This window comes from Streptomyces sp. NPDC007971 (assembly GCF_042958635.1).
GTDB lineage: Bacteria > Actinomycetota > Actinomycetes > Streptomycetales > Streptomycetaceae > Streptomyces.
In genome coordinates, this window is the sequence record NZ_JBIBJK010000010.1 from 205,354 (window position 1) to 217,433 (window position 12,080).

Genomic DNA, 12,080 nt, shown 5'->3' on the forward strand with positions numbered 1-12,080 from the left:
GGGCGGGAGCGGGCGGTGGTGCCGTGAGAGCAGGCACCCCCCAAGCCCCGCCCAGGAGGCACCCCGATGACCGCTGCGATACGCACCCGCGTCCGCCCGTTCGCCGCCCTCACCGCCGGCCTCCTCTCCCTCACCGGCTGCGCGACCCTCGGCCTGGAGCACCCGCCGACCGCACAGCAACCCCTCCCGACGATCGACTCGCCCTCGGCCGCGCCGAAGACGTCGGCCCGCGGCGACGCCGCCGCGCTCACCGACGGCCAGGCCCGGGCCGCGCTCCTCACCGAGTCCGACCTCGGCGCCCCCTGGTCCGCGACGCGCGGAGCGGCGACCTGGCGGGACAGCCTCCTGAAGGCCACCACCTCGGCCGGTGAGTGCCAGCGCCTGCTCGACACCCTCTACACCGACGAACTCCTCGGCGGCCCCGCCCGCGTCGCCGTCGGCCTGGACGACGCCGACACCGACGCCCAGCTGCGCTACCAGATCGGGGCGCGCCGCCCCGCGGACGTCGACGCCGAGCTGAGCTGGCTGCGGACGATGCCGGCCCAGTGCGCCCGGTTCACGGCGAAGACCGAGACCGGCCTGATCGAGGACGTCCAGGTCGGCGAAGCCCCGCTGCCGGAGGTCGGGGACGTGCGCCAGGGGCTGCGCGTCGTCCTCGCCACCACCACGGAGGACGGGGAGCAGATCGTGCTGACGATGGACGTGGCCGCCGTCCGCGTCGGCCAGGACGCCTTCGCGCTCACCAACGGCGGGCTGGGCGACGTACCGAACGACGCGACCCAGGCGGCCGTCCAGGTGGGCGCGCTGCGCCTGGCGGACGTGCGCAGACAGGGCCGCGTCCAGGTGTGACCCGGGCTCGGGCGCCGTCGCCCGCGCCACGCTCCGGACCACGCCCGAACGCCCCTACCCGCTCCGTACCCGAGCGCCCGCGGTCCAGCCGGACGACGCCCCGTCGGACACCCTCCTAGGGCGTCGGCGACGGGGTGGCCCCCGGCGTCGGCGTCCCTCCCCTCACCACGACCACCGAGCCCTTGTGCAGCCGGGAGTACAGCGCCTTCGCGTCGGCCACCCGCAGGCCGATCCATCTGCCGGTGAAGACGTGGCCGCCGGGCGCCGTCGGGTCGTGGGCGAGGGCGATGACGAACTTGAGCTCGCTCGTGCCCTTGTCGAGCACTTCGATCGTCCAGGGAGCCGTCAGCTCCCCCGCACCGCTGCTGCCACCGCTGCCGGTGCCGCTGCCGCTGCTTCCTGCGCTCCCGGTCTTCGACGGCGGTTCCTGGTACGTGTCGATGACGGTGAACCGGCCCGCGGGCGCGGGAGTCTTCGGCGCGCCGTAGAAGACGGGCAGGACCTCCCCGTCGACGGTCATCGTCATCCGGCCGAGGTCGATGACGGCGTCGATGGTGGTCGGCGTCGGGGAGGGGGACGGCGTCGCGGTGGGGGACGGCGTCGCGGTGGGGGACGGTGTCGCGGTGGGCGGCGGGCCGGGGTGCGCGTTGCGGCCGGTGGCCGGGGTGGTGCGGCCGGGGCCGGAGCCGGACTCGTGGCGCAGACCGACGGTCAGCGTGACGGCGACGGCCGCCGCGGCGGCGACCCCGGCGACCGCGACGGCCGTACGCCGGCGACGGCCGCGCCGTACGGCGCGGCGGCGGATCTCGGCGCCGTGGACGGCCGGGGCCGACTGGTTCTCCCCGGCCAAGGTGTGCAGCGCGCCGGACAGTTCCGAGGGGTGCCCGGTGTCGTCGGGGCCGGCGTCGTAGCCGCGGTCATCGGACACGGTCGCCCTCCCTCTCCCCCTCGCCCGGGGCCAGCACCCGCGCCAGTGCCGCGCGGCCACGGGACAGACGGGCCTTGACCGTCCCCACCGGTGCCCCGGTTTCCGAGGCTACTTGCTCCACGCTCAGGTCGCACAGATGGTGCAGGACGACCGCCATCCGCTGGGCCTCGGGCAGGGTGCGCAGCGCGTCGACGAGCGTCGCCCGCTCGGGGCCGGGCCCGGGCACGGACTCCGGCGGGGGGTTGCGCCGCACGAGCTCCAGCCACCGCCTGGCGCGCCGCCACCGGCTGACGGCGAGCCGCATCGCGACGGTCCTGACCCACGCCTCGGGCGCCCCGTCCGCGAGGAACTCGCGCCGCCGGTCCCAGGCCCGTACGAACGCCTCCTGCACGACGTCCTGCGCCTCGCCATGATCCCCGGTGAAGGCATAGAGCTGGCCGGTCAGCCGGGGGAACGCGGCGGCGTAGAACGCGTCGAACTCGTCCTCGGTCATGCCGCCCCTGCCATCGCTGCCCCAACTTCCCCGAAACACCGTGCAACCCGGCCCGCCCCGCTGTGCGTACAGGTGCCGTACGCCGCACATGGAAGCACATCGCAGGGGGGAACCCGATGACCACCAGAACCAGCAGCCGCCGGCCCGCCACCCGTGCCCTCCTCCCCGGCACGGCCTGCACCCGGGCGGGGGACGCGCCGACGTGAACCGCCGACCCCACCCCCGCCATCGCGCCGGACACTCCGGCCGACGGCCCGAGTTCGGCGGCTACGCCGCCGTGACCTGGCCGCGGCTGCTGCGCACGGCCCACCTGCTGACCGGCGACCCGGCGGAGGCCGACGCCCTGGCGCGCACCGCCCTGTCCGACGCGTACGCCCACTGGCGGCGCATCCCGGGCGGCGACACCGACTTCTACGTACGGCGCATGCTGGTGCGCCGCCATCTCGGCCGCCGGCCGCGCCGCACGGGGCCCTCTCCCCGGGCCCCGCTCGCCCGTGCCCTCGCCGCCCTGCCCGCCCGTCAGCGGGTGGTGCTGGTCCTGCGCCTCGGCGAGGACCTGGGCCGGCTGGAGATCGCCGAGATGCTCGGCTGGTCCGTCGGCGCGGTGAAGTCGTACGAACGACGGGGGCTGAAGGCCCTGGGGCAGGTGACCGATGAGAAGTAGGCAACCCGGGCCGGTGCCACAGGAGCTGGCCGAGGCCTTCGCCTCGGCCGTCGCCGACGCGCCCCGCACGCCCCTCCCGCTGCCCGCCATCGAGCGCGAGGGGCGCACCCGCCGGCGCCGGCGTCGTGCGGCGGTGGCTCTGGTCTGCTGCCTGCTGGTGCTCGGCCCGCTCGGCTGGGCCGGCCGGCGGCTGGCCGTCGCGTCCGGGTCCGGGCCGGTGACGCCCGGAGCGTCGGTGGCCGCCGGGGCCGTGCGGGTGGTGGCCGCCGGTGAGCGCGTACGGCCGCTGTCCGGGGCGGAGTTGTGGCTGACGAAGGACGGGGCGCACTGGTCGGCGCCGAAGGGCGGGGGCGAGTTCCTGCCGGTCGCGGGGCTCTCCTCGAACACCCCGGCCGTCACCCTCCGCCTGGAGGCGGCGGACGGGCGGCTGCTGCTGTCCGGCATCCACCACGGCGGCGGACCGGCCGCCCGCGTCGAGGTCAGCACGCCGTCGGGCCGCGTCCCCGGGACCGTGCTCACGCTGGCGGGCGACCCCGGCTGGGACGTCTGGTACGCGACCGTCCGCTTCGACGTCACCCGGGACAAAGGGATGCTGATGAACACCCGGGTCACGGTGTACGGCGCGGACGGCAAGGTCCTGGCGAGGGGCGGGGTGGGCTCGTGAAACGACTTCTCGTGCATCTGCGCCGACGCCGGGGCCGCTGGCTGAGGCGGGTCCTGGCGGCGCTGCTCGCGCTGTTCCTCGCGCTCCTCGGCACGGTCTGGGTGGCGTACGAGCTCACGACGATTCCCGCCCCGCACCCGGAGACGGTGAGCCAGAGCACGGTCTTCCTGGACACGGAGGGGGAGTACCTGGGCCGGCGCGGGCCGGTGGACCGGCAGGACGTGGACCTCGCCGAGGTGCCGCAGCACGTCCAGGACGCGGTGATCGCCGCAGAGAATCGTTCCTTCCGTACGGACTCGGGCGTCTCGCCCAGCGCGATCCTCCGCGCGGCCATGGCCACGCTGTCCGGCGGGGAACGCCAGGGCGGTTCGACGATCACCCAGCAGTACGTGAAGAACGCCCTGCTGAGCCCCGAGCAGTCCCTGGGCCGCAAGGCCCGCGAGGCGCTGATCTCCGTCAAGCTGGACCGCACCCGCTCCAAGAACGAGATCCTGGAGGGCTACCTCAACACCGTGTACTTCGGCCGGGGCGCGGCCGGCATCGAGTCGGCGGCACGCAACTACTTCGGCGTGGACGCCAAGGACCTCACGGTGTCGCAGGGCGCGGCGCTCGCCGCCATCATCAACCGGCCGACGTACTACGAGCGGGCGGGCTCGGACGCGACGGCCACCGCGACGCTCCAGAAGCGCTGGCGCTGGGTCCTGGACGCGATGCGCTCCTCGGGCAGCATCACGGCCGCGCAGCGCTCCTCGGCCGTCTTCCCGGCGTTCCGCTTCTACCCGCCCGGCGACACGGACGGACAGCGCCAGTACCTGATCGACGCGGCCGCCGCGGAGGCCGCCCGCCGCCTGGGCATCTCGCAGGACCAGCTGGCGCGCGGCGGCTACACGGTCCGTACGACCTTCGATCTGAGCAGGCAGTACGCGGTCTCGGAGCGGGTGCGCGAGCGCGAGCACGCGATGGGCCTGGCCCGGGGCACCCGGCTGCACGCGGCCGTGATCGCCATGGTCCCGGGCGACGGCGCGGTCCGCGTCCTGTACGGCGGCACGGACTACGCCCACCAGCCCTTCAACGACGCCCTGTCCGGGGCGGTGGAGGCAGGTACGGCCCTGAAGCCGCTCGCCGGGATGCGGCTCGGCGCCCCGCTGACCCGGCTGCCGGGCACGGCGGCGCCGACGCCGCTGACCGTGGCCTCGGCGTACGCGGCGGTGGCGGCGGGCGGCACCTACGCGGCGCCGTACACGGTGGCCCGGATCACCCGGGGCGGTCACACCGTCTACACGGCCGCCCCGGACGGACACCGGGTCATGGCGTCCGGCGCGGCCGCGGTCGCGGCGAGGTACGCCGCCTCGCCCCCGCTGCCGACGTACACCGGCGGCGCGGGCACGGGCCCCGGCACCCGGACCCTGTGGCAGACGGCGTTCACCCCCCGGCTCGCCCTGACCACCGCCGTGTTCGCCGAGCGTCCGGCGACCAGGGGGCACCCGGCCGGACCGGCCCACCTGCCCGTGTCGGCCGTGGATCTGGCGGCAGGGGTCCGGTCCGACGTCCTGGCACCCCCGGCGGCGTCCCCGGCGCGCGGGTGAGCGGTGGGGCTCCTCCCGAGGTCACAGGGGCGGCTGGGCCGGCGCCGGTCCCAGGGTCGTGGTGCCCGGGGCCGTGCGGTGGCCCAGGCCCGTGCGGTAGGCGTCCAGGGCGGCCTCCACGCGGCCGGTGCGGCGCAGCAGGTCGCCCAGGAGCCGGCACAGGTCGGCGAGGTCGCCGGCGGCGCCGGCCCGCTCCAGGAGGCTGAGGGCGCGGACGTAGTGCTCCTCGGCGGCCTCGGTGTCCCGGGCGTCCTCGGCGATGATGCCGAGCAGCCGGTGCGCGGCGGCCGCGTGGACGGCACCGCGCTCGGAGGAGAACTCGCCGAGGACCCCGCCCAGCAGCTCCGCGGCCTGATCGGACTTTCCGCGCCGGTGCAGGACGTCGGCGAGTTCCACGGCGGCCTGGCTGCGGTAGAGCGCCGCCCGGGTCTCCGAGAGCATGGTGTGGGCCTGCCGCAATTCGGCCTCGGCGCGCTCCAGTTCACCGTCCTGGGCGCAGACGTAGCCGCGCATCCAGTGGCAGTTGGCGAGTTCGGTGCGCAGTTGCAGCCGGCGGTAGAGCTCGGCCGCCTTGGCGAGCGAGGCGTCGGCCTCGGCGACCCGGCCCTCGGCGAGCAGGGTGCGGGCGACGGAGCGGTGCATCCGGGCGATCAGCGCGGGATCGCCGGCCTGCGGGGCGAGCGCGAGGGCGAACTCGGCGGCCTGGGCGGCCCGGGCGTGGGCGCCCATGTCCATGTAGGGCCCGATGACACTGGCGTACAGGAGCAGCAGGGCGTCGGGGTCGTGCAGTCCGCCGCGGTTCAGCTCGTCGAGCGCGGACTCCAGGAGATAGACGGCGTAACGGAGTTCACCGGCGAGGTAGTGGGCGACGGCCCGGCCGCGGACGGCGGGCACCCGGGCGGGCAGGGACTCCCCGGCGAGCTGCTCCTCGGCCCGTTCGAAGTACGCGTGCGCCTGCTCCAGCCCGCCGGTCTCCAGGGCGCATTCGCCGAGGCCGAGCAGGGCGGTGGCCTGTTCGGCGCCGAGTCCGTGCGTCCCGGCCTCCGCGAGCAGATCGGCGTACTGCGCGGCCGCCTCCTCGGCCCTGCCGTCGGCGAGGGCGCGCTGGGCTCCGGTCAGGCGCAGCCTCAGATCGGTGGCGAGGCGGGCGGGCCGGCCCACCGCCAGCTCCTCGAAGGCGACCCCGAGCCGGCCGGCGATGTGCCGCAGCGCCTCGTCGGAGGCGCGCACCCGGCCCGCCTCCAGGGTGGAGATGTAGGCGGGCGTGTAGGCGGGCTCGGCCAGCTGCCGCTGGGTCAGCCCGCGTTCGGTGCGCAATTGCTGCACGCGCCGCCCGACGACCTCGGGATCGTCCCTCTCCCGCATCCGCTGTACCCCCAACTCCCTTGGTGCCCCTTGCCGTTAGGGTCCGACAGCCCCTAGGTTAAACGGCGGATTAAGCATGTTTAACACGTCGCTTTGTTGCGAGGTCGCCGTGCTCGGTCGCACATCCGCCCCCCACGGGCGCCCCACCGCGCTCCCGCACTCCCGGCTCCGCTCCGGCGGGGGGACCGCCACCATGAGGGGGGTGGCCGCGGCCGTGCTGGCCGTCGCGGCCCTGATCACGGCGGCGAACGCGGTCCCGGCCCGGGCGGCGGACGCCCCGTCGGACCGGCCGTCCGTCCAGCACGCCGCGTACACCCAGCACGCCGCGTACGCCCAGCATGCCGCATACACCCAGCACACCGCGTACGTCCGGCACGCCCGGCCCTGAGCAGTCCGGCAGGAGCCGACCGGACTCGACCGGCCCTTGCGGCCCTTGCCGAAGGCGGGCCGCACCGGCCGGTACCGGGCGGGCCCGCGGCGGCCCCGGGCCGCATCGACCGGCCCCGGCGGGACACTCCCCCTCGTCCCGCCGGAGGCCTATCTTTGCCCCGTGACCTCTGCCGCAGCGCGCACCGCCCTGGACCTCACCGACTCGCTCCCGGTCCCGGACCTGGAGGACTTCTACCGCGATCTGCACCGCCACCCCGAGCTGTCCCTGCACGAGCACCGCACCGCGGGGAAGCTGGCCGCCCGGCTCGCGGAGGCCGGGTTCGAGACGGCCGAGGGGATCGGCGGCACCGGGGTCGCGGGGGTGCTGCGCAACGGGGACGGGCCGACCGTGCTGCTGCGGGCCGACATGGACGCGCTGCCGGTCGGGGAGGAGACCGGGCTGCCGTACGCCTCCGAGGCGGACGGGGTGATGCACGCCTGCGGTCACGATCTGCACGTCGCCTGGCTCGCGGGTGCCGCCGCGGTGCTGGCGGCCGGGCGGGAGACCTGGAACGGCACCCTGCTGGCCGTGGGCCAGCCCGCCGAGGAGACCGGACAGGGCGCGGCCCGCATGGTCGCGGACGGTCTGTACGAACGCTTCGGGCGGCCGGACGTACTGCTGGGGCAGCACGCCGCCCCGGGCCCCGCGGGCCTCTACCCCCACGCACCGGGCCTGATCATGTCGGCGGCGACCGACGTGGACATCGTCGTGCACGGCCGGGGCGGGCACGGTTCGCGGCCGGAGTCGACCGTGGACCCGGTGGTGACCGCCGCCTACCTGGTCACCCGGCTGCAGACGGTGGTCTCCCGGGAACTGGCCGCGCGCGAGTCCGCGGTGCTGACCGTGGGCCGCATCGAGGCGGGCACCCGGCACAACATCATTCCGTCGACGGCGCGCATCGCCCTGAACCTGCGCACCCAGTCGGAAGAGGTGCGCGAGCGGATGCTGGCCGCGATCCGGCGCATCGCGCAGGGCGAGTGCCTGGCCGCCGGCTGCCCCCGCGAACCCGACGTCATCGTCGGCAGCACCTTTCCCGCCACGGTCAACGACGCCGGCATGGATGCCGCGGTGGCCGCCGTGCACCGCGAGGTGTTCGGCGCGGGCACGGTGTTCGACCCCGGCCCGGCGATGGGCAGCGAGGACTTCCCGCAGCTGGCGCCCGGAGCGACCCCGTACGCGTACTGGTTCGTGACCACCACCCCGGCCGAGGTGTGGGAGAAGGCGCCCGGCGCGGGCTTCGAGGAGAAGTTCGCGGCCGTGCCGGGCAACCACAGCCCGCACTTCGCGCCGGACCTGTCCACGATCGCGCCGGGTGTCCGCACGCTGGTGTCGGCAGCCCTGGCATTCCTGCCGGTGGCATGACCTGACGGCCGGCGCTCCTGGACGCGCCCGGACTGCGGCGCCGGCCCGTCCGGCGAGCGGGCGAACCCCGCTACTGGAGCTGCAGCTGCCGCAGGTGCCGCTGGACGTTCTCCAGCGCCCCCTGCCGGCGGCCGGGCACCTTGAACCTCAACTCGGCGATCGCGGGACCGAGTTCACGGGCCCGCGCCGAGTCCTTGATGCATCCCCACTGGTGGTGGGCCCGGTCCGCGGCCGCCTCCACGGCAGGTGCGTCCACCGCCTGCCCGGCGGCCAGCCGCACCCCCGCGACACCCAGCCAGGCACGGCAGCTGCCCACCGCGTCGCCCGCGAACATGGCGAGATCGGCGCGGACTTCCGACCAGTGCAACGCCTCGTCGGAGGCGGCCCCGTGTGCGCGCACGGCATCCTGCTCGAACCGGGCGGCAAGCCCGTCGGCCTCCGCATGCCGCCCGCCCTGGACGGCAACGCTGATGGCCGCATGGGGATCATCCCCACCACCGGACAACACCCCACCCGACGCCGGGGGATGCCCGGCCTGCACACCCGCACCGCCGTCCGCTCGAACCCCCGCACCGCACACATCCGGCCCACCCGGAGCTTGCCGCAGTCCGGCCGACGGACCGGATGCACCGTGCCTTTGAGGATCAACAGTCAACCCGGACGGCCCGGGCGGCACTTGGACGGAAGCCAACCCGACCGGCCCGCCCGGGACTCGCGGACCACCCGCCAACACACCTGAGCCGTCCGGACCTTGCTGACCATAGGTCAACACGCTTGCTGCGGCCGGGACTTCCGGACCACCTGCCAACAAGCCCGACTCGCCGGACACTTGCGAACCCCCGACCAACACGTGTGCTCCGCCCGGAACTTGCGGACCACTGGCCAACACGCCGGACCCGCCCGGTACTTGCGGACTCCCGGCCAACGCATCTGGCCCGCCCGGCACTTGTGGACCCCCGTACAACACACCGGCTTCATCCGGCAGTTGAAGCATCTGGGGCACTTGAGGACGTACAGCCACCGGATCCAGCCCGTCCGGCGTTTGAGGACGAGGCCGTTCAGGCCGGTATGGGGGGCTGGGGGCGAAGCCCCCGGAGACGACGCTTCCGGGAACGCCGACTCCAGACACGACGGCTCCAGGCACGCCTGCTCCGGGGACGACGCCCCCCACACCGGCCAGCACCAGGTCCCGCCCCGCACTCACCTCGGCGATCCGCACCAGCGCCTGCTCGTGCAGCTGCGCGAGCGGCGGCCGGTGCCCACTGCGCAGCAGCGTCGCCACCGCCTTCATGTACGCCGGTTCGGCCATTCCCCGCCGCCCGGACGCCGGAGGCGCAACGCGCCCGTACACCGACACGGTGCGCCCCGAGTCCAGCGGGCGCTCGGCCAGGTGCCGCCAGGCCTCCGCATCCGCGTGCAGGTCGACGACGAGCGCGGTGTCGGCCGCGGAGCGCAGTCTCAGCTCCTCCCGGATCCAGTGCCAGGGCAGCGCGGTGTAGCGGACCGTGGCCGGGGTGGTGCGGGCCAGCGCGAGATGGGGCAGGTGCTGGCGGCGGTCCAGCTGCAGTTGCCCGGCGATGTACACGGTGAGCGGCCCGGGCGCGGCCGCGGCGGCGCGCAGCCGGGTGAGGACGGCCTGCGGCTCCAGCGGATCGGCGAGTTCGACCACGTTGGCGGTGTCGGTGCCGGACAGCACGGGCGGGGCGACCGCGGCCAGCACGGGCAGCACCCCGGCCGCATCCACCAGGCGTCCCCTGCCCAGCGGTGAGGCCGCCAGCAGCAGCACGGTTCCGGGCATCGTCCCCTCCCCTGTAGATCGCTCTCCATCCAGCACCGTAACCGCTGCTGCCGTACGGGCGAGGCTCAGGACCGTAAACGTCCCTGTACGGGGCCTTCGCCCACCCTGCGCATGGCGAAGACCGTCGTGTCGTCCGCCAGGTGGCCCCTGCTGTGGCGCAGGACGCCGTCGCGGACCCGGCGTACCAGGCGCCGGGGCTCGGCCAGCCCCGGGTCGGCCGCCACGGCCCGGGCCAGTTCCCGGCCGGGTTCGTAGAACTCCCCGGCCCGGTCGCGCGCCTCGGTCACCCCGTCGGTCATCAGCAGCAGGGTCTCCTCGTGGCCCAGCGGCACCCGGTGCACCCGGGGCGGTTCGTCGACGAGGTCGCCGAGGCCGAGGGGCAGGCCGTCGGCGTCCGGCAGGGCGCGCAGGCCGTGCGGGCCGACGGCGAGCGGCGGCTCATGGCCGAAGTTGACCAGCTCGACCGTGTCCGGGTCGTCCGGGGGGTAGCCGAGCAGGACGGCGGTGGCGAAGCGGTCGGCGTCGTCGTGGCCGAGGGAGGCGGAGTGCAGCCGGTGCCGGTGCATGCGTACCTCCAGCCGCTCGGCGACGGTGAGCAGGTCCGCCTCGTGGTAGCCGGCCTCCCGGAAGGTGCCGAGCAGCGCGGCGGCCGCCTCGACCGCGCCCAGGCCCTTGCCCTGCACGTCACCGACGAGGACGCGGGTGCCGTGCGGTCCGGGCTGGATGTCGTAGAAGTCGCCGCCGACGCGGGCGTCGACGTCTGCGGCCAGGTACACCCCCGCGTGTTCCAGCCCCGCCCAGTTCGGCGGCAGCGGGCGCAGCACGGTGCGGCGGGTCGTCTCGGCGATGTCGAGGATGTGCAGCCTCTCCCGTTCGCGGCGCACCCGCACGGCGGAGGCCAGCGTGGCCAGGGCGCCACCGAGCGCGACCAGGATGAAGTCGGCCAGTCCGGCCTGGTACTCGCCGGGCCAGGCGCTGTCCACGGCGACGTACGTCACCACCGACACCACGCCGAACGCGGCCGTCGTCCACACTCCGCAGATGGCGGCGGCGATGCCGGGGACCAGGACGATCCAGGAGATGATCCGGAACCGCTCGGGGGTGTTGACGTCCAGGAGCGCGATGGCGGCGAGCAGCAGCAGGGGCAGCACCCAGGCGATGCTCCGCCCCCGGACACGCAGAAGCTGCCGCCGGCGCCGGTACTCCATCTCGGTCACGGCGGGCAGCCCTCCATTCCCTCAGGGAAGCACGGGAGGAATCCGGTCGCATCCGGGCACTCCTCGTCCTGCCGGCCGACTTGCCAGGCGGTACCCGCAGGTGTGCCCTGGAAAACGGGGGCGAGGAGAGGAAGGAGTGCTCTCATGGCTCAAGCGGCACCCGCATCCGGCGGTATGTCCCAGCCCACGCGCAAGGCTGTGACCAGGGGCCCCGTGCCCAACGTCTTCGACGAGCGCACCCACCGGATCGCGCGGCTGGCGGTGCCGGTCGTGCTGGGCCTGGTCTACGGCTACTGGGCCGCGGCCAACCGCCGCAGCGGCGGTCCGATCACCGGCTGGAACCTGCTGTTCGGGTTCGTCACGGCGATCGTGTTCGCGGTGGTGCTCATGGCTCTGCTGACCGCGGCCCCGCGCATGCGGCGTGAGGTGCGGGCGCTGGCCTGGACGGCGTTCATCGGCTGTGCGTTCGGATTCCTGTACAGCCAGTCCGGCGAGTCGGTCCTGAGGTCCATCGGCATGTCGCTGGCGGTCTCGGCGGTCGCCTTCGCGGTGGTCTTCTACCACTACTACACGCACGAGGACGCGGCCGGGCACCGGGTGCGCTGAGCATGCGTCACGCGGCGCGTGGGCCCCGGCCGGTGTCCGGCCGGGGCCCACGCACTCCCCTGTGATTCCCTCCACCATCCCCCACCAGGAAACACCCGTTCGGGTGAGCCCTCCACCG

At 75.0% G+C, this 12,080-nt stretch carries 12 protein-coding genes; 7 read left to right on the plus strand and 5 right to left on the minus strand.

The features are described 5' to 3' along the window. Positions 1-66 precede the first annotated feature (66 nt). Positions 67-849: a hypothetical protein gene (locus tag ACFZCP_RS22615; RefSeq protein ID WP_391429305.1), complete on the plus strand. Its 783-nt coding sequence runs from the start codon at positions 67-69 to the stop codon at positions 847-849. 115 nt (positions 850-964) lie between these two features. Here ACFZCP_RS22615 and ACFZCP_RS22620 read toward each other — a convergent pair whose 3' ends face one another. Together ACFZCP_RS22620 and ACFZCP_RS22625 are read right to left on the minus strand one after the other, a co-directional pair. After that, complete coding sequence (locus ACFZCP_RS22620) at positions 965-1,777, minus strand: L,D-transpeptidase (protein WP_391429307.1); 813 nt, start codon at positions 1,775-1,777, stop codon at positions 965-967. Beyond that, complete coding sequence (locus tag ACFZCP_RS22625; protein ID WP_362689037.1) at positions 1,767-2,270, minus strand: SigE family RNA polymerase sigma factor; 504 nt, start codon at positions 2,268-2,270, stop codon at positions 1,767-1,769. Before ACFZCP_RS22625 ends, ACFZCP_RS22620 begins: the two co-directional genes overlap by 11 nt. Positions 2,271-2,472: 202 nt before the next feature. Here ACFZCP_RS22625 and ACFZCP_RS22630 point away from each other — a divergent pair, with 202 nt between their 5' ends. From ACFZCP_RS22630 to ACFZCP_RS22640, 3 genes are read left to right on the plus strand one after another with little or no spacing between them, the layout of a single operon-like run. Further along, positions 2,473-2,934, plus strand: a complete 462-nt coding sequence (locus ACFZCP_RS22630; RefSeq protein ID WP_391429310.1) for a sigma factor-like helix-turn-helix DNA-binding protein — start codon at positions 2,473-2,475, stop codon at positions 2,932-2,934. Further along, positions 2,924-3,598 carry a hypothetical protein gene (locus ACFZCP_RS22635; RefSeq protein WP_391429312.1) on the plus strand — a complete coding sequence of 225 codons (675 nt, stop codon included), beginning with the start codon at positions 2,924-2,926 and terminating at the stop codon, positions 3,596-3,598. Before ACFZCP_RS22630 ends, ACFZCP_RS22635 begins: the two co-directional genes overlap by 11 nt. Then, a complete protein-coding gene (locus ACFZCP_RS22640) occupies positions 3,595-5,184 on the plus strand; it encodes a transglycosylase domain-containing protein (RefSeq protein WP_391429315.1) in 1,590 nt (529 codons plus the stop codon). The genes ACFZCP_RS22635 and ACFZCP_RS22640 overlap by 4 nt, the downstream gene beginning before the upstream one ends. Positions 5,185-5,205: 21 nt before the next feature. Here the strand turns inward: ACFZCP_RS22640 and ACFZCP_RS22645 are convergent, their stop codons facing one another. Continuing rightward, positions 5,206-6,549 (minus strand): tetratricopeptide repeat protein, encoded by a 1,344-nt coding sequence (locus tag ACFZCP_RS22645; RefSeq protein WP_362689025.1) that lies wholly within the window; start codon positions 6,547-6,549, stop codon positions 5,206-5,208. A 202-nt stretch (positions 6,550-6,751) separates the two neighbouring features. Between ACFZCP_RS22645 and ACFZCP_RS22650 the strand changes: the two genes are divergently transcribed. Both ACFZCP_RS22650 and ACFZCP_RS22655 read left to right on the plus strand, forming a co-directional pair. Next, on the plus strand, positions 6,752-6,937 hold the full coding sequence (locus ACFZCP_RS22650; RefSeq protein WP_391429318.1) for a hypothetical protein: 186 nt from the start codon (positions 6,752-6,754) through the stop codon (positions 6,935-6,937). 162 nt (positions 6,938-7,099) lie between these two features. Next, on the plus strand, positions 7,100-8,341 hold the full coding sequence (locus ACFZCP_RS22655; protein WP_391429320.1) for an amidohydrolase: 1,242 nt from the start codon (positions 7,100-7,102) through the stop codon (positions 8,339-8,341). Between the two features lie 70 nt (positions 8,342-8,411). On the opposite strand, the gene ACFZCP_RS22660 is transcribed toward ACFZCP_RS22655, so the two are convergent. Next, positions 8,412-10,139: a hypothetical protein gene (locus ACFZCP_RS22660; RefSeq protein WP_391429322.1), complete on the minus strand. Its 1,728-nt coding sequence runs from the start codon at positions 10,137-10,139 to the stop codon at positions 8,412-8,414. Positions 10,140-10,204: 65 nt separating this feature from the next. After that, entirely contained in the window at positions 10,205-11,347 is a 1,143-nt protein-coding gene (locus ACFZCP_RS22665) for a SpoIIE family protein phosphatase (protein ID WP_391429571.1), read from the minus strand. A gap of 153 nt (positions 11,348-11,500) precedes the next feature. On the opposite strand from ACFZCP_RS22665, the gene ACFZCP_RS22670 reads away from it, so the two are divergent. Next, the gene (locus ACFZCP_RS22670; protein ID WP_391429324.1) at positions 11,501-11,962 is read left to right on the plus strand and encodes a hypothetical protein; all 462 of its coding nucleotides are present in this window, start codon (positions 11,501-11,503) and stop codon (positions 11,960-11,962) included. Positions 11,963-12,080 lie beyond the last annotated feature (118 nt).

Coding starts and splice junctions, on each gene's coding strand:
- ACFZCP_RS22615 (WP_391429305.1), top strand. CDS start 67: ATGACCGCTGCGATACGCACCCGCGTCCGCCCGTTCGCCGCCCTCACC.
- ACFZCP_RS22625 (WP_362689037.1), bottom strand. CDS start 2,270: ATGACCGAGGACGAGTTCGACGCGTTCTACGCCGCCGCGTTCCCCCGG.
- ACFZCP_RS22635 (WP_391429312.1), top strand. CDS start 2,924: ATGAGAAGTAGGCAACCCGGGCCGGTGCCACAGGAGCTGGCCGAGGCC.
- ACFZCP_RS22645 (WP_362689025.1), bottom strand. CDS start 6,549: ATGCGGGAGAGGGACGATCCCGAGGTCGTCGGGCGGCGCGTGCAGCAA.
- ACFZCP_RS22660 (WP_391429322.1), bottom strand. CDS start 10,139: ATGCCCGGAACCGTGCTGCTGCTGGCGGCCTCACCGCTGGGCAGGGGA.
- ACFZCP_RS22665 (WP_391429571.1), bottom strand. CDS start 11,347: ATGGAGTACCGGCGCCGGCGGCAGCTTCTGCGTGTCCGGGGGCGGAGC.
- ACFZCP_RS22670 (WP_391429324.1), top strand. CDS start 11,501: ATGGCTCAAGCGGCACCCGCATCCGGCGGTATGTCCCAGCCCACGCGC.